Genomic DNA, 23,167 nt, shown 5'->3' on the forward strand with positions numbered 1-23,167 from the left:
ATCAGTTGGTTTCTCACACCGTTAGTGTTCAATAATGGACATGCGATAATTGCAGTTATCACATAAGCAGATTTGACGGCTCACTATTAGGTGCGCTATGGCGGCGTGCGGCAGGGAAGGGGACGCGCGTGTGGCGAAGACGGTATTTTGGTCCTGGCAGAGCGACCTCGACGGGCGCGTGACGCGCGAGGTGATCCGCTACGCGCTCGATCAGGCCATAACGATCCTCGCCGCCGACCTTGAGGAAGCTGACCGACCGAGCCTTACCTCGGACACCCAGGGCGTCGCCGGCACGCCGGACATCGTCGCCACCATCCTGCGCAAGATTGACGAGGCCGCCGTGTTCGTCGGCGACGTCACGCCGATCGCGGTCTCGGACAGCGGGAAAGCCTGTGCCAATCCCAATGTGCTCCTCGAAATGGGCTACGCCAACAAGGCGTTGAGCGAGCATCGGGTGATCCAGGTGTGGAACTCCGCGTTCGAGGGGGCCACGCTCGACAAGCTTCCATTCGACATGAGGGGTCGCCGCGGGCCGCTCGAATTCAACCTCGCCGTGGGAGCAGATACCCCAACCTTGCGCTCTTCTCGCGACAAGCTCGCCAAGGCTCTTGCCGAGGCGCTGAAGCTTGCGCTCGATACGCTTCCACCGCCACCGGCGGAAGCCGTGCATTGGCAGCCGCCGTTTTCCGGCGGGACGGACGTCTGGTTCGATCCGGCCGCCGAACAGACGGTCACGCATCCCTCACACGGTTCGAGCCGGATCCGCTGGAAGGTCGAGCCGCATGGCTTCGCGCGGCTCATTCCCTCGAAATGGCAGGCGAAACCCGGTGCTAGACGGGCGATCGCCGAGCATCCGGGGCACCCGGCGCTGATCGGCAACGCTCGCTCGCTCGGTTATGGGATCAGCCGGGGCGGGGCAACGATCTACCGTCCTGACAGTGCGGAGGAGGGGGTCTATCCGGTCGGCGCGCTGACCCAGTGGTTCGAGAAGACCGGCGAGTTCTGGGGGATCGCCAACGAGTTTCTGTTCACACCCAAGAACGGACGCAGGACGGTCGCAACGGGCTATATCTTCCACCAATGGGTGAGCTTTCTTGAGCGGAATGCCGGTCTTGCGCTGGCGCACGGTGGGTCGCTGCCGATGCACGTCCGCCTGGGGATCACCGGACTCGACGGCACGTGGTGGCCCGCCGGCCCATATGATTTCGGCGATGAAGGGTTCCAATCCGTCGAGGCGTCGTTCGAGTATGACGGGGTCCTCATTTCGGTCGACGACGCGGCGATCAAACAGCTCGTCGCGGCGGCCTTCAATGCCCTGGCGGAAGTCTACGGCATCGAGCCGCATTCGCTCGAGGCGATCGAAGCTTTGGCGCGCTGACCGTGTCGGAGCAACTTCCCTCGATCCTGCCGAAGTCGGGCGAGGCGCCGGGCGCCGATCTCGTGTGGGAAGTCGCAAAGCTGAAGGCCGGCGGGTCGGTGACGATCAACGCCGAGCTGGTTGCCGCTTACCAGGCGGCCTCGTCGCCGCACACGATCCGTGCCTTGAAATCGGATATCAAAGCGTTCGACGCCTGGTGCCGGCGCACGAGCAGGGTGGCATTGCCCGCGACACCCGAGACCGTTGCCGATTATCTCGATGAGCGGGCAGGGAAGGGGGCAAAGCCCGCCTCGCTCGGCCGCTACAAGGCCTCGATCGCCAAGATCCACCAGCTGCTCGATCTTAAGGACCCGACCCAGGCCGAGTTGGTCAAGCTGCGGCTGCGGGCGATACGCCGTGAGAAGGGCAGCGCACAGGCCCAGGCGCGGCCGCTGCGGTTCAAGGGGCCGGTGCGGGACGTCGAGCGCGACAAGCCCCGCGGGATCAACGTAAGGGCGCTCCTGGAGGCTTGTGGCGACGATTTGCCGGGTCTTCGTAACCGGGCCCTGCTCTCGGTGGCGTATGACTCCGGTCTGCGGGCCTCCGAGCTCGTGGCAATCGAGGTCGAGCATATTCTGGAGGCACTCGATCCCGAGGCGCGGTTGCTCGCGATTCCCCGGAGCAAGGGCGATCAGGAAGGGGAGGGTGCAACCGCCTTCCTCTCGCCGCGCTCTGTGCGCGCGATCGCGGCATGGGCCGCAGCGGCAAAGATCGAGGCCGGGCCGCTTTTCCGCCGAGTGCAAGTCCGTCGTTACAAGGCGCGCGCTGCCATGAAAGGACGGCGGATCGAGAGTATCTCTGGCAGGGAAACCTGGGATCTGCGCAAGACTCTGCCCAAACCGGCCGTGCCGGCGCGGGTCGAGTATGACGTCGGCACTGCGGCCCTGCACTCCGGTTCGATCGGGCCAATTTGGCGGGCAATTATCCGGCGGGCGTTCGATGCCGGCGCGCTGGGCGATCTTACCGCTGATGACCTTGCCCGGCTGCTCAAGGGGGTAAGCGCCCATTCGACTCGGGTGGGGCTCAACCAGGATCTGTTCGTCGCCGGCGAAGACCTCGCCGGCATCATGGATGCACTTCGGTGGAAGAGTCCGCGGATGCCCTTGGCCTACAATCGCAACCTGGCGGCAGAGGCCGGTGCGGTGGGTCGCCTGATGGAGAGACTGAGATGACCGCGCCTGGCGTCGACACGTGCTCGCTCGTCCCGTTGTACGTCGAAGCGTTTTTCGGCGACCAGCGCCTCGGCGGCGCCACTGCCTTCCCGTGGCTGCGGTTCGATGGGCGGCTGTCGTTGGTGACCAACTGGCATGTCGTCTCCGGCCGCAACAACGAAACGAACGAGGTGACGCACAAACAGGGCGGCATACCGGATCATCTTCGCGTGCACGTGCCACTGAGCGATCTCGGTCGGCCACCTCTGGTTATCACGGTTCCCACGGTTGATGCGGACGGCGAGCCGCTCTGGGTTGAGCACCCCGAGCACGGACGGGCGGTCGATATTGCTGCCCTGGACGTGGACCTGCCACCGCCAGGCCGAAGCGTCGGTGATGCCGATGAATGCGATCCGCTGTGTGCCGCTCAAGCAGCGCGTGGGGATGCAAATCTTCATCCTCGGATATCCTTTTGGCCGCGTCGGGCTCGGGCTTCCGGTCTGGAAGCAAGCCACGCTCGCCACCGAACCATACTTCACCGCGAGCAAGCACCAGCAATATCTGATTGTCGATTCCGCCTCGCGGCCTGGGATGTCGGGCTCGCCTGTTATTCAGCGAGCGCATGGACAAGTCGAACTGGAAGAGGGGTACGGTCGCGTCTCCGGCGGCGACGGGGCGGTCAACTTCATCGGTATCTACTCGGGCCGGTTTCACACCAACGACTCCTCCGATGCCCAACTTGGTCGTGTCTGGCCGGCAGTGTTTGTCAGAGAGGTGGTGGCCGCGGCCGAAGCCCGTGCGAGAGCGGATCGTGGCTGAAAAGCTTCAGGCCAAGGAACTCGCGTTCGCCCTTCGGGCCCTTCGACGCGTGCTGCCGACCGGGCAGCCTCGCGCTCCCAAGCAGTTTTACGCGGTCGGTGATCTCAAGGCTGCCTTTCGAGCGCTTAAGGGCCCCCTGGCTGTCGCCAAGGAGCGGGGTGGTCTTATGAACCCCTGGGCTCTTGCGAGCTTAGGGCATGATGAAGTGCGGATCGCAGGCGTCCTGGCGGGCCTCTGGTCATCCGACTTCGGCGGCGAGGCCTCCAGGCGGTTCTTGTCGCAGTACCTGAGAGCTGCGATGCCTGAGATTGACTGGAGCGCCGATCTTGAAGGTGGATACCGGGTTGGTACCGAGATCTGCCCTATGGGTGATGCCGCTGACCGAGTGGATCTCGTCATTGAGACCAGCCGCCACCTGATCGGCGTCGAAGTGAAGATCCGTGCCGGGCTCGGTAGGAATCAGCTCGAACGATACAAAATGGCCATCGCCCGCCGCGCCGACTTGCAGAGACTTTTACCGCGGATCACGCTGCTGGCGCCGTTTCCCGCCAATGTCGCGGATGTGCCGTCGACAACCTGGGCCGACGTCGCTGGCGCGGCTCGCACAGCTTCGGGCGGATCGGAGACTGGACGGACTTTCGTACAGAAGATGATTGCCGCGTTCGGCGATCACATCCAGGCTTTCTAGGAGGATTTGACCATGCCAGAGCCCGCCGTAGGCGCGGTCATCGTGAGCCACATTGACGAGCTGGAGGCTGCCCTCCGATATGCGCATAAATCGATGCAGCCTATGCTCGAGAAAGCCGTTGCGGGCATCATCGACGGCAAACGGCGAGCGATTGCGTGGGCGGGCGAGGCCCCCGCCGATTTCGACGACACGCTGTGGTTCGCGCCGGAAGAGTGGCGCATGGCCGGCGAGTCCGAGGAGGACGACTGCTATCTCTCGTTCGTGTTCGATACGACCGTGTGCCTCGATGGCCACGAGCCTGAGACATGGGTTGGAACTATAGCGGCCTTCGCGGGCGCCGGGATCCGGTTTTCAGCAAGCACCGATGCGCTTGGTCAACGCGATTGGAAAGCGCTGTTGAGGTCGCAGGGGCCTCTTCTCGACGAATTGGTGGAGAAGGGCTTCCGCTGCGACCCCAAAACGGGCGATGTCGCGCTGACGATTCCGATTAGCCGCGAGGCCTTGATTGCGGGGTTTGAAGACGAGGATCTCGAGACCGCCCTTGAGCCGATCGGCGTCGCGATCGACCGCATCGCTTCCGCGAGAACCGTGCTGGATCGCCTGGTGGCCGCGATCAAAGCGGCGCGGAAGCCATGACTTCCGATCGAGTTCGTCTTGCGCCTCCGGCGGCTGCTCGGTTTCGCATTCCGTGGAGCGGGTATGGCGCTCCTTGATTACGATGATCCCGCGAGTTGGCCATCCGAGGTCGTAGTATTTCTGGATGAGCATCGGGCTGCCCTTGAAGATTGGGGAACCTCACAGCGGTTTACCACCGGACAGCAGTATGATCGTCTGATCGAGGGGCTTGGCGAAGCACTGCAGCCGCACGAGATCCTGGCTTGGCATTGCACCCGACTGATGGCCCATGAGGTAGCCGACATTGCAACGGGCGGCTTGACTCCGCCGAGCGTGGACAGGTTGATGTGCAGGATAGATGCGGCGGTTTCTGCGGGCGCATTTCCACCTGCGATCGCCGCGAAATTTCGTGTCCGGCACCAGGCGCACTCACCCACCCGCGCAGGCAGGATCTGGTTCCTTTTAACGCGACCGCGTCATGATGACGGCGTTGAAGACTTCTTTCGATTCTGGGGCGGCGAGGCCCTCTACGCGGCGATCGACCGCGATCCCGAGCTTGGACTGGTGCTCCGTTCGACAGGTACGCCGTCGGTTGTAGAAGTGGCCCTCCCGATCTCCTACCTGCGGGACAGCCTCGGCTATGAATCCGACATTGTGCGGCAATTCTGTGCCTGGCGAGCCGGGCGATCGTATGACGGAGTTCCCTATGATCGAGTTCTCCAAGCGGTGCCGCCGAAGGCTATCCAGAGGATCGTGACATTCCATGATCCCGATTTCACCGAGCTCAGCGGTTGCAGCAGCTATTTCGAGCCGCTGAAGGTAAATTAGGTGCGGTTGATAAAGGGGAGCAAATGAAAGTCTTCTGGTCCTGGCAGAGTGATCGTGCCGCGAGATTCAATCGTGACGTGATCCAAGACGCACTCAGTCGAGCACTCCAGGCCCTCAGCGACGAGCTCGAGCTGGAACCCAGCGAAGGGCCGGAACTCGACCACGACACGAAGAACGCCAAGGGCATGGCGGCGATCGCGGACACGATCTTCGAGAAGATCAAGAACGCTGGCGTCTTCGTCGGCGATGTGACGACCGTGGGCAAATCGGATGGAGGCCGAGAGCTGCCAAACCCCAACGTGCTCATCGAGCTTGGTTGGGCGTGGGCACATCTAACCCACGAGAGGATCATCCTCGTCGCGAACAAGCATTATGGACCGAAGAAGGCTGAAAACCTGCCGTTCGATATCCGCCACAGACGCGCGGTCGTCTTCTATAATCTGCCAAAAACCGCAGACGACGCAGCGATTGAGGAGGCCACAGGTGAACTGGCTGAGGCATTCAAAGAAGCACTGCGTTCGTCGCTGAGTGACTGGCTTGCAGAAATCTCCAGCACGCCGGGTCCGGCGGGAGTCGCGAGCCGCTCGGGCGATCCGTCCGTCTGGTTCGAGACGGACGCCGTGATCAAGCATCAGCCCTATCACGGTGGTGCCGGTGAGGAAGTCGTCAAGCCGGTCGAAGCACGACGACTCTATGTTCGGATCATACCGGAAAAATTCAGAGGCCCGACGCCAAAGGCGCTGGCTGTTCATCGGTTTCAGGGCCCGCAGGGGAATTCTGGCATGAACCCGCTGGGCCCGTACAGCGGAGCAGACGGCGGTCTGAACACCGAAGGCACGGTCATGTACGCGGTCGGCCGGAGCGGCGATCAGGCGGAGACCTGGACGGTAACCCAATGGTTCCGAGAGACGGGGGAGCTGTGGTCCTTTGATAACGCGCGATTGGAAAAGAACCGGTTTTTCGTTGGGTCGCTGGTCGTCGAGGTGGCGCAGTTCCTCGCGCGTGGCTTACACATGCTGCATGAGCTCGGGGCGATCGGACAGATCCGCATTGAGGCGGGGGCTGTTGGATTGTTGGGCACCGAATGGGCCGGCAATTTCGCACACGAGCGTGGCAACGCGGTACGGGATCGCGTAACCGTGTCCGAGACGAGGCGGCGCTGGGACGAAGCCGCCATCGACGACTTCTTGTTGAAGCTGGCGAACGAAATGGCGGACGCGTACGGCCGGGGCGAGTTCAAGATCGAGCAGGTGCGACGAATGCTGGCGGAATAAGGTCCTCGATCCGGCCAACGGTCAGCAGCCACCTGCAGGCTTTACGATTCGAGTGCTGCAAGGCAGGCAACTTACCTACGCCCCGGCTTTGAGCGTTGGATTTGCCGGGCTGAATGGCGTCAGAGGCGGAGTTCCACGACGTTCTCTGCCCCAAACAATCGCTCAGCTGATTGCAATGCTGTCGGCGCCAGTGTCTGCGTGGCCAACACTGCCAGCCTTTTCTTGGGCCTAGAGACCGAGACGTAGAAGAGGTTCCTGGCTCGGTAATAGCCCTTCTCGTTCTTCGCGGTGATGGCACCAGTGGTCAGTAGCTCCAGCAGCTGGGGCCAGTTATAGTGGTTCCATCCGCCGCCAAGAACGACGATGACGTTATCGAACTCGGCGCCCTTGACGCTGTGTTGGGTCGCGAATGGCGTCTGGCCCTCGATGAATTCCGCAAGCCGGACCAGCTCCTGGTAAGGCGCTTCTCGAACAAGCCGATGCTCATTGAGCGAGCGGGGCAGTTCAGCTTCGCTTTCGGCGGCGGCGAGCTCCTGCTCCCGCCTTGCAAGCCGGTCAGGTAATTGGGGTCGACGGGTCTTCTTCAGGAGATCGACGACCGCGCCTATGCTCCCGTTGGCGCGCGCCTCCGCTAAGGCGGCCATGTCGGTGGCCCACGCAACCTTGTCGTCGTGGGCACTGAGCTCGGGCCGCGTCCCGAGAACCCTGAACATGTCGCCAAAGCGCTTATCGGCAAAGGCACGACACATGGGCTCAACGACGTCGACGAGGAAGGCGATAAGAGGATCCTCCTTCTTCGCGAAGGAGTCATTGTAACGATAAGACTTGGCGATCGTCGGATATCCGCGCTCGGCGGCGATCGCGTTATGTGTGAGCATCAGGATCTTGGTCTTCTCTGAAGACAGATCCCACCCGTCCTGTTTGAGCGTCTCCATCAGCTTGGCCATGAAATCCCGGCTGACCTCAGGCGGCGTGTCATTCTTGGATGACGAGCTGCTGGTCCGTTCGCCCGCGTAGGAGTTGGCGTGAAAGAACCGCGCCTCGCCAGCTGCGTCGGGGTCTTTGACTGCCTGCTTCAGCTCCGGGCGCAATGCATTCAGAACATTCACTACCGCGGGTACGGAGCGAAAGTTCGAGCCCTTGTCGATGGGCTCAAGCGAAGGATAGGCCGCCAGGCCATAGTCACTTCGGTAGATCGTCTGCCAGTGGTCTCCGAAGAAGCCGATCCGCGGGCCCGTGCCTGTGGCGAGGAAATGCTCTGCCAGCGCCGCCATGAAATGCGGGTCGGTGTCCTGATACTCGTCCACGAAAATGATCGGGTGTGTAGCCGCAAACAGCGCCCGGAATTTCGGCCTGCCTAGTAGCTGGGCCATGAAGCGCGGCACATCATCGTGATGCAGGGTGATCCGCTTCTCGTCGATCCCGAAGAAGCCGAGCTGATACTCCACAACCTGATGTGCGACCCCGCCTGCTTCGGCGATCTTGTCCTGTTTGTCCGCGAGGCCGGCGACGAGCGCCCGCAATTCCTTCTGGAAACGGGACATGAACCCCCAGCAGAACGCATGGATTGTCTCGACCAGGATGGCAGGGTGCTGCTCGATTTCCTGCGCGATCTCATTCCGCGCCACCTCGGTGTAGGTGATGCAGGCGACTTTCTGGCCGTCGCGTTGCAGGTCGCGCCCGCGCTCGCTGATGAGCTTCTTGAGTGCCTCGACCAGCGAGTAGGTCTTGCCGGCACCGGCGCCAGCCTCCAGTCGGAAGTTGCGACCTCCATCCAGGCATGCGTTGACGCGGTCCTGTGCCTTCTGGGCGGCCTCGATCGCCGGGTTCGTCATAGATCATACTGCTGCGCGGAGCCTGCCGCTGCTACCTCGCTTCCTGCGGAGCTTGCCACGCCGATCTCCAACGGGTCATCGTCGATGCCCTCGGCAATCGCCGGCGGAGCCTCAGGCGGCGGGGAGGCTCGGAAAGCCAAATCAGCCCCTGTTTGATGTATTTCGGAACCGACCAATCATCTTCCTGAATGGCGAACCTCAAAGCCGTCTCGGACTTGCTGAGATCCTGCGCCATCTCCCAGGCGAGCAATCCCCGGTCACCGTCCTCAGGCAGCCCGAACCGCTCCGGATTGGCGAGGATCAACGCGTCCTCATAGCTGCGTCCGCACCAGATCGAGCCATCTTCGGGCACTTGGTAAGCAAGCGAGCGGTAGCGGGAGACTTTGTCTTCGGCGGTCTTCGCGCAGAGCGCCTCGATGCTGATCTGCTCGCCCTTCGGAACCGAAAACCAGTTCCGGATCGCCGCGTTGGAGCTGTATTCGCCTTCCGAGCAAGGGCATTTCACCGCGCGCGGCTTTTCCTTGGTCTTGTCGATCCGCACCGCATCGATGTCGGTGATGATCAGACTCTTCAGCTCGAGGAAATCGAGCAGCGGGTAGAAGATGTGCGCGTAGGCGCCCCCGACCTCGATCGTCGTGATATATTGCCGGCCAAGCTTTTGTTCGGGCGCGAGCTCTCCGTCCACTAGCCGCACAATGCGCGGCATCAGGATGCGCTCTGTGGTCCCTTCGACCAGGATCGCCTTGTCGGCGAAATACAGGTCGCACTGGGTCAGGGTCATGTACTGATGGAGGAATTCGCGATCCTCCTGTGGGATGGTGACGCTGCCTTTGCGGAAATCCTTGACCTTCGTCCGGCGGGCCTCCGCAGAATCCGGCGTTGAGCTCAAGAAATAGCGGACGGCTTCGAATGAGGCCGCGTTGGCGACGTGCGGCGAGTGCGTGGAGATGACGAATTGAACCTGCCAGACCGGCTCGCCCGTGTATTTGGCCGATAGCGCAGCGACAGCGGCGTTCAGCTGCGCGATCAGAACCTCCTGCATCTGTGGGTGTAGATGCGCTTCCGGCTCCTCGATGAAGACGAGATGTGTGCCCGGCCTGATCGATCGCGCACGGTATGCCTTATGGAAAGTCTCGAGCTGCAATAGCATGTAGATGAGGTTGCGTGTGCCGAGGCCATTGTAGCCCTCGGGCAGGTGAACGCCGTGCTGGCCGGTGTAGAAGATCTTCGTGTGATCCGAGAGCAGCGTTTCGACATTGAGCGAGGTCTCGGGCCGTAGCTCGGCGTCGTTGAGTCCAGGAAATCCGAACGCGCTCAGTGCCGGCAGCAGGTCCTTCACCATAGTGTCGAAGTCGTTCTGGATGGTCTGCTCGATCTGGCTGACCGACGCCTTCAACGCGGCTGCCAGCGCCTGATCTGTATCCGCGGCTGTCATTGAGCTTGCGGTCTGAAACAGCGTGCCGAGCAGCCGCCCAATCACCGCCGTGTCGCTGGGCTTGCTGCTGTCGAGGGTCCGCTGCGCGCGCACGAACCCGCATTGTACGAGCGCGGACAGAGCGCTGGTTCCTTCAAGTGTCCGAAAGTTGGCCGGATCCGTAGGGTCGATAGCCGTGACGCTGGTGCGATATGCCCGCGGCAGGGTGTCGCGCAGCTGCCGGTAAAAGTGTGCGATGTCATCGCTGCCGCCCTCGGTCTGCGGAATATCGAACAAGGTCGCAAGCGATTCCGACGAAGCCGCATATTCGATACGCGCGACGGCGGTTGAGCAGTTGGGATCGAGGTCGATCACGAACGGGGCAAGCGGACCCAGCTCACCTGCCCCGGGATCATATTTGAATGTGAGCGTGACGGCGATGCTCGGGAGGAGCGCGAGAACCTCCTCCGGGCTGCCGCCGGCTTCGCGCATCGCTTGGGCTTCGAGAAACTTGCCTCGCGTGCCTGCTGAGAAATCTTCCAACCTGAACTTCGGGCCGTGCTCGCCTGCGAGGCGATCAAAGATTTCCGTGAGCGACGTCTTTCCGCTGTTGTTGCGGCCGACGATGACGGTCGCAGTCGGTTCGAGCAGCAGCTCGACGTCTTCCAAAAGCCGAAATCCCTGAACCTGGATCTTTTCTATAAGCATGGGTCGAATCTCGGCCGCGAATGTTGGTTTGATCTAGCGGGCATGGGGCAGGCGGATCAAAGAAAGCAAGGTATGCCTCGGCAGCATGGCTCACCCCAGTCCGGCCTGATCACCTTTGCCCAATACCTACCCTGTCGCACTAAGGATTATCCTGTTTCCGGGGACGTGTCGGAACGCCCGGTCCCGGCAGGTCAGCAATATGATCTGCATGCGCGTTGAAGCCTCTGCCAGGATCTCGATCATGGTATCCAGACGGCCATCGTCGGAATAGACGAGCGGATCGTCGAGGATCAGCGAAACAGGCTTGCCCTGCTCAAGCAAAAGGTCGGCGAACGCGATCCTGGTCAGGACGGCGAGCTGCTCCTGGGTCCCACGGGAAAGGTTGGCGCAGCTTTCATCCACGCCGGTGCGGCTCACGCTCGCAAGCGTCAGGTCCTCAGTGAAGGTTAGGTCGCATTCGGGTAATAGCTGCGCGATATACCGCTTTGCGCGGCTGGCCACCGGGCCCACGAACTTCGCGGCGGTCTCGTTTCGAGCGCTTTCCAGAGTGTCGCGCAGGAGCTTCAGCGTATCTGCCTCGTCGGTGACTCGCTGGAGTGCGGTGTTTGCCGCCTCGACTTCCTCCTGTGCGGCCGCCGCGCGATCGGCGAGCCCCAAGCCTCCCTCGCTTTCGATGGTCCCCTCGAGGCGGGCAATCTCGGTCTCCAATCTGGTGCGCGTTTCGGCAGCTACCCGGACGCGCGCGTCGATGACGTCGATCTTCCGATTGATCGCCGCGACATCATGGGCTGACGCATCGCGCGTGGCGTCCTCCAGGCGAACTGCTGCCTCGGCTGCCGTTCCGCGCGCGCGGTCGAGCTCTACATCGAGAGACACCCATTCCGGGCGAGCCTCGATCTCCTGGAGGAGGGCTGTGGCGTTTGCGAGGTCGCTCACCGCGCCGGCTTCGGCCAGCGCGAGCGGCGCATCCTCTTCCTCCGCACGTCGCAGTGCGGCGATGGCGCTGTCCTGAGTTCCTTCTGCGCGCGCCAGTTTTGTGTCGGCGGCGTCGAGCGCGGCGGCCAGTGCTGTGACATCAGGAAGCGCAATCTCTGCTTCGCCCAATTCGCTCTGGAGTTCGGCGACGAACAGCTTCAGCGCCTCGGCGCCGGCCGCGACCTGTAATGTCTCGTCGGCGGGAGTGGCCGCCTCGATACGCGCAGCGAGCGTGCGCAGCTCGGCCGCGGCGTCGCGTGCCTTTTCGTTGCGCGATCGGGCCGCTGCAAGATCGTCTAGGTGGAGCTCGGCGAGCGCCGCCTTTCTCTTGCGGAGCGCAACTGCAAGGGTCTCTTCGGCGCTGGCCGCCGCTGCCGGCGGGCTAACGATTAGCTGGGCCCCTCCAATAACAATATGGGCAGGCCGCGTGATCGAGTGCTCACCGGCAGTCATTGGGCGGCCGTCAATCGTGATCCCGTCGACGGTTCCCGCCAGGGTCAGCCGGGTCGCGCCAGCGTCCACAATCGCCTGGGCTTGGCTGACCGCGCGGTCGTTTGCCTCTAGCTCTTCGATCATCTTGGCGGGAATGGCCGTTGCCACCAAGGCTTTCGCCTCACGATGCAGCTGCTCGAGCTTCAGCAGTTCATCATGGCGACGACGCGCGCCTGCGGTCGCGGCCTGGCGACGGTTGAGCTGGAGAGCCTTTTCACCGGCTGCAAGCGCCGTGCGGGCATCTTGTCGCTCGCTGCGTGCCGCCTCGAGTTCCTCGCGCGCCGTTGCCGCCTTGGCCTTGGCGGTCGACAGCGCCTCGCTGATCTCGACCCGCTTTGCCCTTGCGGTCTCGAGAGCGGTCGCGGCCTTGTCGCGAGATATCGCCGCAGCCGCGTGCCGAGACTTCAGGTCTTCCAGTCCCTTCAGCTTCGCGGCGGCCGCCTCCTGTTCGGCATTCCGGGTCGAGAGGATTTGCGCCGCGGCCCGGGCGATTTCGAGGGAGCCGATCAAATCTTTGCGTGCCTGCGCATCGGTCTCGTCTGCGATTTCCCGATGGACGATCTTGAGCCGGCCGCGTGCCGCGTCCAGCTCGGAGAAGCTTCTCTCCAGCGCGGCAAGCCGTTCGGTAGCCTCGCGCGCGGCCGCCTCGGCTGCGTCCGCCCTTGCACGCGCGTCATTCTGTCGGCCTCGCTTTTGGCCGCTGGGAGACCAGTAAAGCTCATATTGCGCGTCGATCCGTTGGCGCACGCGCCGATAGGCCTCTCCGCCCATGATCGATCCGACCTCGGCTTCCAGAGTGGACGCGATGGTGTCGCGAACGATCTGGCCAGGCCCCGACACGGTCAGGGCCTCGGTCTGAGCGACCCACAACAGCCCCAATGCTCCGTAGGTCGTGACATCTCCGCCGCGACTGGTGTCACGAACCGAACCGAGAAGGGCGTTAAGCCGAGCCTCCGCGTCGTCGCCCTGGGCGCGGCCTTGTGGACTGGAGATCTCAAGCGAGGGGCTCCTGAGGAAGCGCTTCGTCAGCGACCATGGAGAGCCATCGACGTCAAAGGTCACCTTGATCTCGGGGCCAACTGCCTCGCCGTACGGTGCATAGGACTGGGCGAGCTGATTGCGGGTGTTGTGGCGGACGAAGAAAGCCGCGCGGAGCGCCTCGAGCAACGTGGACTTGCCCGTTTCGTTCGGCTCGATGATAATGTTCAGCCCCTCCGAGAGATCGTCGATTGCGAAGGGCGTCCGGAACTTCCGGAAGCCGTCGAGCGAAATTTGCCGGATGACGAGGCTCATACCTGCTCCTCCCGGCTATACTCGATGAACAATCGCTCGAGCGCTCGCTTGGCGATGGGGCCGTCCAGGCCGCCGGCGTCAATCTTTGCATTGAGCTTGAGTGCTGCCGTCCCCAGCATGCCCTCTACGGCGAGTGTCGCCAAATCCTCTTCTCGTGGGCGGCCGACCAGGTCGTCCGCCCGGACCGCGAGATGCCGCAGGCGATGACCGAGGTCGTTCTCGAGCCGCCCGAGCATCGCGATCCGGTCACCAAGGCTCGTGATGCCCGCAAGCGTCAGCTGGAGAAGCGTGTTCGGAGCGTCGATCCCCGCAAGGAGTTGATCGCATTCGGCATCGAAAGCCGCCTTGTCGTTGACCGTCCAATCGCGCGTCAACCACTGGAAACGACCGGTCCGGATCGGCGTCACCGTCGGCGCAAGGTCGGAGTGGAGGTCGACAACCAGGGCGTGGCCCGGCTCGTCGCGCCGGAAGCCGTCTGTCTCCGGTGTCCCGGAATACCATGTCCGAGCATCGACATTGAGAGCACCGTGCCAATCGCCGAGCGCGAGATAGTCGAGATTCGATAACCTGGCGCGATCCGGCGCAATCTGGTTCTTGGTCTCTCCGCGAGATCCGAAGTCCCTGATCGACCCGTGCGCAACGCCGATCCGCAGCCGGGCACCTGGGGTGTCCATTGTGTCGAACAGGGTTGTCGGATCCTCCAGGTTATGCCGGTGGAGGAGCGGCGCCGGTAGCAGCCATATCTTGTCTTCGATCTCCCGCGGCTCAGGCTCCGAGAGGATGACGATCTTGTCGCCGGCGCGCTGCCGGACCCGGTCCCACAAGCCGCCATTGCGCGCGAAGTCGTGGTTTCCCGGCAGGAGCCACCAGCGGCAGGCGTGCCGATCCATGCGTGAGATCGCCTGCACGATCGTGCGATCTTCCGGACCCTCGGTGTCGAAAATGTCGCCGGCCACGATGACGTGCCGTGCGTCATGCTCCGCGGCAGCGCGACCCAGTGCGTCGACGGCGTCGAAGCGCGCGTCCGTCAACGCGCCTCGGACATCGGAGTCAAAGCGGCCAAATGGTTTGCCGAGCTGCCAGTCGGCGGAGTGGATGAACTTCATCTCGTCTTCATAGCGTTATTGCCACCGATGAGCACAGTGCACATTCTTCGCCAGTTGTCGCGGCGACACCGCCGTTGGGCGCCGTGCTCGACCGGATTTAACGGACGCCGCCGTCCCTGAGCGCAGGATCAACTGCCATGCATCCCCATGAGTGCGTCGGGATGCGACCGCATCGTGTAACCGGCAACCCGATCGCACCGAGCATTGGAGGAGGCGAGTCGCTAGAGGACGCGGCGCCAGGCCACCTCGGCGTGTCGTCGCTAACAATGCGTGCAGGCGCCGCGCAGGCACACCAGTCGAAGGGAGCAGGACATGTCCACATTCGAGGAATCCGCGATCAAGGATGGCGACCGCATCGATGCAACCGACATCCCCAGCGCGCTCACACGCGCACCATTTACCTACGCTGACGGCGCGACGCAGGTCTTCACGTCGGATGGGCGCACCGTTTACACTGAGAGAGGGAGGCCTTCGCCGGGGGAGTGGAAAGTGGACGAAGACGGGCGGTTCCAGTCGTTCTGGCCACCGTCTGAATACACCAGCTATGACCTAACCTGGATCGCCGGTCCAGACGGCGAGGCCGTCGGGATCAGGTTCGTTGATCCCAACCGAGGTTCAACCTTCGAAGGTCGATACAGTCGCGACTAAGCTGGCCGCGGCTCGTCTCAAGGACCTGCTGGCTCTCGGATCCTTGGGACGCTCGTCTCGAGCAATGTGGGCACGGTCACCCGAGCGACGGTGGGCACTTCATCGTCAATAGCTCCGTCACGTCGCGGCGATCCTCGGTCGTCGCGATCGCGATCCGCAGAAACTTCCCGTCGTGGAAGGTTTGGGCATCATCATAAAGCTCGATCAGATGCGGTCGCCAGAGGTGACGCCGCTCCACAAACCTGTCCCGTTCCGCTCCTCCAAGGACGACCACGACCGACAGCCTCCTGTATTCAGGGATGAGGGTGCAGAAGGCCGTCGTCTTTATGTAGCGCAGCGACCAACCACCGATCTTGCCGCCATAAATCCACTCATGCGCAAAGACGCCGGGATAGAAGGCCTCGATCCAGCCGTGTAGCTCGGTCCAGTGCTCGAAAGTGTCCGGTCCGATCCAGTCGCGCACCGCGCGGTCGTCAGGCGGCGCTGATTTGTCGACGATTCTGTCGCCGATCTGAGGGAGCAGTTCCATTTCCGGTTTCTCGGACTGCCGGGCGTCAAAGTTACATTGAGGCCTTGTCGGCCGCACGACCGCGCCAACCGTGTTCGGTTATCGCAGTCTCTAGCCGCCTCCGAATTGAAGATCGCGTTTACTCCGAGGCGAATGATCCTGGCGGGGCGGCATCGCCTTCGTCGGTTGGCTGCCTCCACCGATTTCGAAACTTGTCACTCGGTAGAGCTGAGGTTCGAACCGCATTGATGAAATCCGCGATGTCATCATCGCTTAGGCGCAACGCGTCCAACCAATCGCCGCGCTCACCCGTCTTGCTGGCTCGTTTGTCGGCCTTTCGCTCGCTCGGCGTGAGGCCGGCGTCCATCAGATGAAGCTCTTGCCCGTCAAACATCTCCGGATGAGTGTCGTAGAGCTCGGCACTCTCGTGTTTGACGCAGTTCGCGGCTTTCCTCAGCCGCTCCAACCGGTCTCGATCGATTGATGCGCCAACCTTCCTCGCCATCTCTGCGTAGGCATTCTTGAACCGGTACTCCGGGACGCCAAGAACGAAGCAAACGTGCTTTTCCCACGCATGGTGGATCATGGTGGCGAAGGCTTGTCGATGCGCCTGGAGCGCATTTTCGATGACGACTTGACGATAGTAGGTGTGTTCGCCGACGTCGAAACCCTGACCGGTTTCTTCGTCAATCTCGTAGAGATCACGCCCCTCCGCCTTGGCCGACCGCAATAGACTCTCGTAGTCTCTCTCGGCTTCGGCGAACTGCTGCTTCAGATATTCGCTTCCCGCCTTGTAGGCTGCCTCAATCGGATCCAGCGCAAAACTGAGCATGAAATATGTGAGGTCGGCCATCGTCGGTCAGGTTCGCATTGAGGTCGCCAGAAGATTCTACGCTGTGCCGAGAGATGGTGATCGTGAGCACCGCGCCGCGCAGCGCCGACGGTCATCCGGCCACTGGCGGCTTCTTGGGCGTCCGTCGCTTACCTTTGGGCTTGCGGCCCAGGCCGATGGTCTTGGCCATTTCGCGCCGCATTTCGGCATAATTGGGCGCCACCATCGGATAGTCTGCGGGGAGCCCCCACTTCGCACGATATTCGGCAGGCGACATGCCATATGAGGTAGCCAGATGACGCTTGAGCATCTTCAGCTTCTTACCGTCCTCGAGGCAGACGATGTAGTCAGGCTTAACCGAAGAGCGGATCGACACGGCCGGAACTAAGGCAGCTGTATCGTCGGCTTTTGGTTTGCCGAGGCCTTCGAGGGCTTCGTAGACGGTGCCGATCAGCCGCGAAATATCGGACACAATCACCTGGTTATTGCTCACATGGGCGGCAACGATGTCAGAGGTCAGCGTAATAAGGGTCTCGTTCTGCGCTGAGTCACCGCTCACTTCCACACTCCTTCGTTGATCGAATTTCTCATTCGAGAGCCGTATCGCCAGTCGGCCTAGCAACCGGCATGTGCCTTGCGACGCCATCGTTGTTAGCGAAAAGCGGCCCACAGTCGATGATTATTCATCCCGATGGTCGCCCGAATTCGGTTACACTGACTGCGCCAGCCAAAGGACATTCCTCTCCGGGGCGGTTCGCTGTTGTCCTTCGATTTTGGCCCCGGCGTTCCGGGCGAGGCTATATTTTGAGTGCGGCGGCGACCTTGCTTGCCACAAACTTCTCGGCGACATCCGCAGGTGCCACCGACAGGATGGGTGCGATGCGTTCCATTCGCGGGTGGGTGATCGCCTTCGACGCCAGATACTCGTCGGTTGACGCGCCCATGGCCTCCACAACGAGTTGCCTGATCTCGCCTGTCGCCCTCGATCGAGCTTCCAGAAGAAAATCCGGCCTGCATGAGCCGCGGTCGGTGAGGATGTCGAACACGGGCTTTTCGATGGCGATGTCGATGCTCTGTCTGTGGAGGGAGCTACGGGCTTGAAGGAGCCCACGAAAGACCTGCCGTTCGAACTCGGAGTCGACCGGTACGAAACGTTGACCCGAGTAGATTGGCTGAGCGTAAGCACGCAGCGGCGCATAGCCTCTGGCTTCGGGGTACTCGCCGACGACGACGAGAATGAGATAGGGGCCCTTGACGAGGTTTCCCCGGATTGACGGCGATTGAACGCGATTGGCGATCGAGATCGGTTCACCGTCGGCCGGATAGATGACGTTGCCCTTGAAGGCCTTGGCGAAGAGAACGAGGAAGCCTTGCGGAGCATGCCCGGCAGGCCAGCGCCGTGAAAGTTCGCGGATCCCCGCATAGGCTCGGTTCGAGTGATATGCGCTCGCGTGCGTCCACAGCGCCCGCCCAAGTTCAATGCCCGGCGCCATCTCGAGTTTGGCGGCCGCCGAGGCGATCGCATAGAATTCGTCCCTGATTGAGTGATCCCGAGCTTCTGCGCTGATGGGCGGCGTATTGTTGATCCCCGACGCGTTGATCAGGCGCCACAGGAGGCGCGCTAGCCGCGGAACGGACGCATGGCGGGTGCGATCATCGCTGGAATCATTCTCGGGCTTTTGCGCGAGGGCTTCTGGGGCAGGGCGAAGCACCTCGAAGAAGCCGGTAGGTGGGTCCGTCGGCATTTTCGGCGAACGAATTTCCGATAGTCGGTTGGTCGCCTGGTCCCGGAAGAATGGACAATCCGGAAGATGCTCCGGGCGCTTGGCCCCGGTAAGGCGCCGCAGATAATAGGTTTCGGCCTCCGAGAGGAACGCCGGCGTCAGGACCGGCGGAGCAGCTTCCGGCGGCAAGCAGTCGCAGGCGATCCACTTCTCACCGATCCGGGCCTGCTGAACGAGCGTGATCCCGGTCTCTTCATCCGCGCGCGAGCCCTCGCCAACGTACCAGCGAACGAGCGCCGACCGCACGACCGGCGGTAGGGGAATACGGCCCTGTTGCTGTCCGTCAGTATGTCGATCGATGAGCCACATGGTCGACCTTTTGTGCCCGAAACGTGTCGATGCTGTGCGAGCCCCGCAGGATTGACAACCGAAAAGCGGATGCGCTCCACTTTCAAAATCATTGAGCAGGGAGGGTCCGATGAAAGCGTTTCTGGCCGGCATCATCGCTTGGTGTTCGATATTTGCGACTTCAGCTCCAGCAGTCGCCCAGGTTCGCGGAGCCGTCCGTAGCGTTCAACTTATCTCGATGAGCGGCGCACCCGGTCAGTTGACACCGTCTGACGCGGCGGCCGGAAACGCCGGGGAAGACACCGTCGGGGGCGAGCCCGTCGCAGCGGACGCGTTCGCGGTGCACGACCTGCAGCGGCACTGGGTCGAGTTTCAGATGGCGAACAGTTTCTCGGCCGCGGGTGGTCAACAGAGGGGGCCCGATGCTCCTGCTGTCGCCGCATCGGCCGCCGGACGAGATGCTCTCGCCGACCTGTCGATTCCTGCATGGATGCGCGGCGGAGCCTACAACTCCGCCCCCGCGCCGGCGGGGCGCGAATGCCACCGTGTGCCGTACCAACCGACCGGATTCCTCGCGTCCGGGGCGGAGGCCCGACGGGCAACCTATTACGGGATGATGAGCGATGCCGCTTGCGCGAATGGAATCCCGGTAGGACTGTTCGATGCGATGATCATCCAGGAAAGTCGCTACAATGCCGGTGCCGTGTCGCCGAAGAACGCGTTCGGCCTGACTCAGCTCATGCCTGACACAGCCCTCGGTTTGGGCGTGGATCGCTACAACTCAGCAGAAAATCTGTTGGGCGGAGCCCGGTATCTGCGCCAGCAGCTCGACCGGTTCGGTCAGTTCCATCTGGCCTTGGCCGCATACAATGCAGGGCCCGGAAACGTGAAAAATGGGCGCGTTCCACCATTCGCCGAGACGCGCGCCTATGTCGACGTCGTACTCTCCAACTGGCGACGGTTGGCCTTCGGTTCTCGTTCGGCATCGATCCAGTCGGCCGAGACGACAGTCCGCGGCAAGACCCCGAAGGTGATGATCGCGCAGAGCGGACGAGCCGTATCGGTCTCGGTCTTCTGATCGACAGCCGCTCTCCGGCAGCGCCATTTCGTCCTAGAAAATGAAGTCCGTCGGCGTGCGTCGCTGGATCTTTGCAGTGACTTCCTTGACCACCTTTTCGACGATTCCACGCCTTATAGGCGTCGCCCAGTCTTTTCGAATCTCGGACCCGTCGAGTTCGTCAATCTCATTGAGCGCGTCGGCGAGAAGGCAGGGCAGGCCTGTGAACATCTCGCCGATCATCTGGACCATCGAGGCGAACCGGTGGTCCTCGAGAATGCCGTGACCTGCGAGAACTTCCACCGCCAGCACGGCGTCGACGATTTCGATGTCGAGCGCCCGGAGGATTATCTGAAACTCAGACAAGGTCATCCCGGACCTTGCGCTGGTTCTCGGGCGTAGAATGTCCGAGAGGCGCCTGCGATCTATCCCGGTCTTGAGCGCCAGTTTTCGCAGGCTGAGCGAGTTTGCGGCGATCGCATCCGATAGAAACGCGGAGTAATCGCTGAGCTGGGTGCACCCGCTCGAAACCGGATTCCCGGCTTCAGCCGGAACCGAATTTGCCATGGATCTGGCAACGGATGACAAGTAGGCCCCCCCCGTTTTGTGCTCAGACTTCTGAAAACAAACACACGGGGTAGGGCATTTCAAGCACGCTAGAGTCCGAGAATCGTGCTCAAAAAGGCCAGGGCAGCTATTTTAGTCGTATCACTTTGTCGTCCTCACCTGATCCGAAGCTCGAGGGATCGTCCTGCTGGCTCCGATTACCGATGCCGAGCTTTGCGCGAACCTTATTGGCCTTTTGTTCGACCATGTAATCGAAGAGCATTACTGATAGTGTATCTGCCAGCGTCACATCGGTGCCGATCAGCGTCTTCAGGGCTTGCTTGGCATCTTCCAGGCGCGCAGCGGTGTGTGGGCTTACCGCAAGGTCAATTCGAACATCGCCTTCGCTCGCTACAGCTTCGAGGTGCATTCGGATCGTCTCGAGATTGTGGTCGAGCGATTCAATGAACAGGGCGCGATCGCTGACGAGGGTCTCGAGCGTGTGCAGTCGGCCAGTGTCGTTCGAATAGAGATGCACACTCTGTGTCGCGAGCCGGAACAAGGGCTCGGAAATTCCCAACGTATATTGTTGGTCGCGACACTCCCCACTCATTCCATCAATTCCCGTCGATCTTGAGACGAGGCGCCGACCTCCGAAGCAGGGCGGCCGACTGGTCGCGTGTGCTTCGGACGTCAGGCGCCGGCTTCTGGCTTGCAGCAGAAATCTGAATCTACCGCCAACAGGGTTCAATTCCAATTAACCGTCATTTCGTTGCCCGATTCGGCGAGTAGGGCGGATTTCGCGCCAGCCCGGCTCAATATCTGGACCAGCACGGCGCGTCTGCGGACCCAAGGCGGTGCGAGATTTGTGCCACAGCGGTGGGCGATTCGGACCAACCGATCGGAAAATTGAAGTTTATCCGGTCCGACGCGGTCGCGGTGCGGATCGCTCGTTGATGGGTGGTCGGAGTCGAGGAACCTTTCAATCGGACGCGGATGAGCCGCGCCCTTTTCGAAAGGAAAACCCCATGACCAAAACGACGGTTCAGGGGCGCGATCTCGAGCTCGCCATTTTCGCGCTGGCGGTGCTGACATTTGCGTTCCTCTACTTCTCCGGTGTGGCCCATGCAGGCGCGGACACGACCTTCGACACGGCGCTCTCCAAGTTCACCGATTTCCTCGAAGGTTCGGGCGGCAAGATCATCACGGTCCTCTCACTCGCCGGCGGGATCGTCGGCCTCGCCTCGGGCCGTTTCTCGCTCGGCCAGGTCGCGATTCCCGTCGGCGTCGGCGTCGGCGCCGGGACCGGTATCCCGATCGTAACTTCGACGGTCACTGCGACCATCTGACGTGCTCAGGGCCCGACCCGGCTTAGCAGCGTCGGTCCGGCCCTAATGGGGGTGGTGTCATGGCATCGGACAAGTATGTGGTCCCGGCTCATCTCGACGATCCAGAACTGATCGGGCTGTGGACGCTGGATGAGTTCCTCGCGATGGTTATCCCGTTCGCATGGGGCATCCTGTCTCAGCATATTCTTATCGGTATCGGCGTTGCCGGATTCTGCTGGTGGGGATTGAAACGCGCTAAGTCAGGGCGGGCTTCATCCTGGCTGATGCACATCGCCTATTGGCACCTTCCGGCCGGCTTCCTCGGCCTGAAGGCGACACCACCCTCATATCTCAGACTGATGGCTGGGTGACATGGAGCTCCGGCACCAGCACGCGCAGAGCCAGCGCACCCTGAGGCAGCGCAACTTGCTGGCGTTCATCGCCGCCGGGCTTGCCGGGGTGAGCGTGATCCTCCTCTTCACCGCCGCATCGCGCGATCGCGAAGTCGTGTTGCAGCCGATCCTGCGCTCGCCGCTCACGATCAGTAGCTCGGGCGTCTCGCGCGACTATCTCGAGATGGTCACTCGAGACGTCGCGGTACTCACGCTCGATCGCTCGCCGCAGAACCTCGAATATTGGATGGATTCGGTCCTCGCGATCACTGCGCCGGGCGCGCAGGGCGAGCTCAAAGCCGAACTGCTCAAGATCGTCGATGAACAGCGAGGATCCTCGATCGCGCAATATTTCGCGATCCAGTCGATGGAGCTGGATACCGAAAATCTGACGTCCGAGGTGACCGGCGAGCTCAATACGATCGTGGGCAGCAAAGTCGTCAATCGGCAGCGCAAGACCTTCCGCTTCACCTGGAGATATTCCGGCGTGTCTCTGCAGCTAATCGGCTTCGGGATGGTCACCAAAGACAAGGGAAAGGATCAATGATGACCGTCCTGGCACTAGGCGGCGCCGCGGTCGGGACCGTGCTCGCGTCGCGGATCGATTGCATCTTGAGCCGCATGTGCGGAGCGACCATCGCCGCCATATCCTGCCTCGCGCTCGTTACCCCTGCATGGGCTGACGAGACCATCCTCGCATCCGACAGCAGTCAGGTCGACTGCCACGCTTCGGCTTCCGACCTCACGCGCATCAGTCTCGTCGAGGACGAGTTTGCGAGTGTTTCGAAGATCTCCACCGGCAATCCGAGCGAGGACTTCAGCGTCGTGAACGAGCCGGTCCGCGGAGATATCTATCTTTCGGTCCCTGAAGGTTACTCGAAGCCGGATCTGTCCTTCTTCGCGACGTCGAAACGCGGCTACGTCTACAAGCTCGTGTGCCGTGTTTCCGGTGACCAGGCGCAGCAGGTCTTCATCTCCAACCCTGCGATCGCCGCACAGAAGGAGGCCGATGCGCCGACCGCTACGGCCACACCGAGCCCGCAGGAGGCGGCAATCGGTCTCGTCCAGGCGATGTACTCCAACAGCGTCGCGGACGGATATGAGATGCGCCAGCGCACGCTGCGCCCTGTCTATGTCGGCGCCCTCAAGGTTCAGATGATCGCGGAATA

General features: G+C 62.1%; 24 protein-coding genes and 1 pseudogene. 13 read left to right on the plus strand and 12 right to left on the minus strand.

Annotated elements, in window-relative coordinates:
- Positions 1 to 130: 130 nt before the first annotated feature.
- Both ACWNC0_RS05795 and ACWNC0_RS05800 read left to right on the plus strand, forming a co-directional pair.
- Positions 131 to 1,378: a hypothetical protein gene (locus ACWNC0_RS05795; RefSeq protein ID WP_449470246.1), complete on the plus strand. Its 1,248-nt coding sequence runs from the start codon at positions 131 to 133 to the stop codon at positions 1,376 to 1,378.
- A 62-nt stretch (positions 1,379 to 1,440) separates the two neighbouring features.
- Positions 1,441 to 2,589 carry a site-specific integrase gene (locus tag ACWNC0_RS05800; protein ID WP_449470285.1) on the plus strand — a complete coding sequence of 383 codons (1,149 nt, stop codon included), beginning with the start codon at positions 1,441 to 1,443 and terminating at the stop codon, positions 2,587 to 2,589.
- Here ACWNC0_RS05800 and ACWNC0_RS05805 read toward each other — a convergent pair.
- Complete coding sequence (locus ACWNC0_RS05805) at positions 2,526 to 3,026, minus strand: hypothetical protein (RefSeq protein ID WP_449470248.1); 501 nt, start codon at positions 3,024 to 3,026, stop codon at positions 2,526 to 2,528. The two genes, ACWNC0_RS05800 and ACWNC0_RS05805, sit on opposite strands and share 64 nt — an antisense overlap.
- Here ACWNC0_RS05805 and ACWNC0_RS05810 point away from each other — a divergent pair.
- The 5 genes from ACWNC0_RS05810 (at position 3,013) to ACWNC0_RS05830 (ending at position 6,792) form a co-directional block, all read left to right on the plus strand.
- Positions 3,013 to 3,387, plus strand: coding sequence for a hypothetical protein (locus ACWNC0_RS05810; RefSeq protein ID WP_449470249.1), 375 nt, complete (start codon positions 3,013 to 3,015; stop codon positions 3,385 to 3,387). The genes ACWNC0_RS05805 and ACWNC0_RS05810 overlap by 14 nt on opposite strands.
- Complete coding sequence (locus ACWNC0_RS05815; protein ID WP_449470251.1) at positions 3,380 to 4,075, plus strand: PD-(D/E)XK nuclease family protein; 696 nt, start codon at positions 3,380 to 3,382, stop codon at positions 4,073 to 4,075. The genes ACWNC0_RS05810 and ACWNC0_RS05815 overlap by 8 nt, the downstream gene beginning before the upstream one ends.
- 12 nt (positions 4,076 to 4,087) lie before the next feature.
- Positions 4,088 to 4,711: a hypothetical protein gene (locus ACWNC0_RS05820; protein ID WP_449470252.1), complete on the plus strand. Its 624-nt coding sequence runs from the start codon at positions 4,088 to 4,090 to the stop codon at positions 4,709 to 4,711.
- A gap of 63 nt (positions 4,712 to 4,774) precedes the next feature.
- Positions 4,775 to 5,518: a hypothetical protein gene (locus ACWNC0_RS05825; RefSeq protein WP_449470254.1), complete on the plus strand. Its 744-nt coding sequence runs from the start codon at positions 4,775 to 4,777 to the stop codon at positions 5,516 to 5,518.
- A gap of 23 nt (positions 5,519 to 5,541) precedes the next feature.
- Complete coding sequence (locus ACWNC0_RS05830) at positions 5,542 to 6,792, plus strand: hypothetical protein (protein ID WP_449470256.1); 1,251 nt, start codon at positions 5,542 to 5,544, stop codon at positions 6,790 to 6,792.
- A gap of 119 nt (positions 6,793 to 6,911) precedes the next feature.
- Here the strand turns inward: ACWNC0_RS05830 and ACWNC0_RS05835 are convergent, their stop codons facing one another.
- The 5 genes and pseudogenes from ACWNC0_RS05835 to ACWNC0_RS05855 form a co-directional block, all read right to left on the minus strand.
- Entirely contained in the window at positions 6,912 to 8,627 is a 1,716-nt protein-coding gene (locus tag ACWNC0_RS05835; RefSeq protein ID WP_449470258.1) for a UvrD-helicase domain-containing protein, read from the minus strand.
- 31 nt (positions 8,628 to 8,658) lie between these two features.
- Positions 8,659 to 10,416, minus strand: a complete 1,758-nt coding sequence (locus ACWNC0_RS05840) for an ATP-dependent nuclease (protein ID WP_449470286.1) — start codon at positions 10,414 to 10,416, stop codon at positions 8,659 to 8,661.
- Between the two features lie 183 nt (positions 10,417 to 10,599).
- Positions 10,600 to 10,749: pseudogene (locus tag ACWNC0_RS05845) on the minus strand (AAA family ATPase); the annotation flags it as partial.
- A 126-nt stretch (positions 10,750 to 10,875) separates the two neighbouring features.
- The gene (locus tag ACWNC0_RS05850) at positions 10,876 to 13,509 is read right to left on the minus strand and encodes an AAA family ATPase (protein ID WP_449470260.1); all 2,634 of its coding nucleotides are present in this window, start codon (positions 13,507 to 13,509) and stop codon (positions 10,876 to 10,878) included.
- A complete protein-coding gene (locus tag ACWNC0_RS05855; RefSeq protein ID WP_449470262.1) occupies positions 13,506 to 14,615 on the minus strand; it encodes a metallophosphoesterase family protein in 1,110 nt (369 codons plus the stop codon). Before ACWNC0_RS05855 ends, ACWNC0_RS05850 begins: the two co-directional genes overlap by 4 nt.
- Positions 14,616 to 14,927: 312 nt before the next feature.
- Between ACWNC0_RS05855 and ACWNC0_RS05860 the strand changes: the two genes are divergently transcribed.
- On the plus strand, positions 14,928 to 15,263 hold the full coding sequence (locus tag ACWNC0_RS05860; RefSeq protein ID WP_449470263.1) for a hypothetical protein: 336 nt from the start codon (positions 14,928 to 14,930) through the stop codon (positions 15,261 to 15,263).
- 76 nt (positions 15,264 to 15,339) lie between these two features.
- On the opposite strand, the gene ACWNC0_RS05865 is transcribed toward ACWNC0_RS05860, so the two are convergent.
- From ACWNC0_RS05865 to ACWNC0_RS05880, 4 genes are all read right to left on the minus strand, one after another.
- The gene (locus ACWNC0_RS05865) at positions 15,340 to 15,792 is read right to left on the minus strand and encodes a DUF3788 domain-containing protein (RefSeq protein WP_449470264.1); all 453 of its coding nucleotides are present in this window, start codon (positions 15,790 to 15,792) and stop codon (positions 15,340 to 15,342) included.
- Between the two features lie 118 nt (positions 15,793 to 15,910).
- On the minus strand, positions 15,911 to 16,624 hold the full coding sequence (locus ACWNC0_RS05870; protein WP_449470265.1) for a hypothetical protein: 714 nt from the start codon (positions 16,622 to 16,624) through the stop codon (positions 15,911 to 15,913).
- A 91-nt stretch (positions 16,625 to 16,715) separates the two neighbouring features.
- Positions 16,716 to 17,162 carry a MucR family transcriptional regulator gene (locus ACWNC0_RS05875; RefSeq protein ID WP_449470267.1) on the minus strand — a complete coding sequence of 149 codons (447 nt, stop codon included), beginning with the start codon at positions 17,160 to 17,162 and terminating at the stop codon, positions 16,716 to 16,718.
- A gap of 238 nt (positions 17,163 to 17,400) precedes the next feature.
- On the minus strand, positions 17,401 to 18,696 hold the full coding sequence (locus tag ACWNC0_RS05880) for a hypothetical protein (protein WP_449470269.1): 1,296 nt from the start codon (positions 18,694 to 18,696) through the stop codon (positions 17,401 to 17,403).
- A 109-nt stretch (positions 18,697 to 18,805) separates the two neighbouring features.
- Here ACWNC0_RS05880 and ACWNC0_RS05885 point away from each other — a divergent pair, with 109 nt between their 5' ends.
- Positions 18,806 to 19,753 carry a lytic transglycosylase domain-containing protein gene (locus ACWNC0_RS05885; protein WP_449470270.1) on the plus strand — a complete coding sequence of 316 codons (948 nt, stop codon included), beginning with the start codon at positions 18,806 to 18,808 and terminating at the stop codon, positions 19,751 to 19,753.
- A 33-nt stretch (positions 19,754 to 19,786) separates the two neighbouring features.
- Here ACWNC0_RS05885 and ACWNC0_RS05890 read toward each other — a convergent pair whose 3' ends face one another.
- The gene (locus ACWNC0_RS05890) at positions 19,787 to 20,320 is read right to left on the minus strand and encodes a hypothetical protein (protein WP_449470272.1); all 534 of its coding nucleotides are present in this window, start codon (positions 20,318 to 20,320) and stop codon (positions 19,787 to 19,789) included.
- 106 nt (positions 20,321 to 20,426) lie between these two features.
- The gene (locus ACWNC0_RS05895) at positions 20,427 to 20,840 is read right to left on the minus strand and encodes a hypothetical protein (protein ID WP_449470273.1); all 414 of its coding nucleotides are present in this window, start codon (positions 20,838 to 20,840) and stop codon (positions 20,427 to 20,429) included.
- A gap of 466 nt (positions 20,841 to 21,306) precedes the next feature.
- On the opposite strand from ACWNC0_RS05895, the gene ACWNC0_RS05900 reads away from it, so the two are divergent.
- The 4 genes from ACWNC0_RS05900 to ACWNC0_RS05915 all read left to right on the plus strand — a co-directional run.
- A complete protein-coding gene (locus ACWNC0_RS05900) occupies positions 21,307 to 21,627 on the plus strand; it encodes a hypothetical protein (protein ID WP_449470274.1) in 321 nt (106 codons plus the stop codon).
- A gap of 59 nt (positions 21,628 to 21,686) precedes the next feature.
- Positions 21,687 to 21,977, plus strand: coding sequence for a type IV conjugative transfer system protein TraL (traL, locus tag ACWNC0_RS05905; RefSeq protein WP_449470276.1), 291 nt, complete (start codon positions 21,687 to 21,689; stop codon positions 21,975 to 21,977).
- A gap of 1 nt (position 21,978) precedes the next feature.
- Positions 21,979 to 22,545 carry a type IV conjugative transfer system protein TraE gene (locus tag ACWNC0_RS05910; RefSeq protein ID WP_449470277.1) on the plus strand — a complete coding sequence of 189 codons (567 nt, stop codon included), beginning with the start codon at positions 21,979 to 21,981 and terminating at the stop codon, positions 22,543 to 22,545.
- Positions 22,542 to 23,167: type-F conjugative transfer system secretin TraK (locus tag ACWNC0_RS05915; protein WP_449470278.1), on the plus strand; the 626-nt coding region annotated here is incomplete at its 3' end. The genes ACWNC0_RS05910 and ACWNC0_RS05915, both read left to right, overlap by 4 nt.

Source organism: Sphingobium chungangianum (assembly GCF_977014255.1).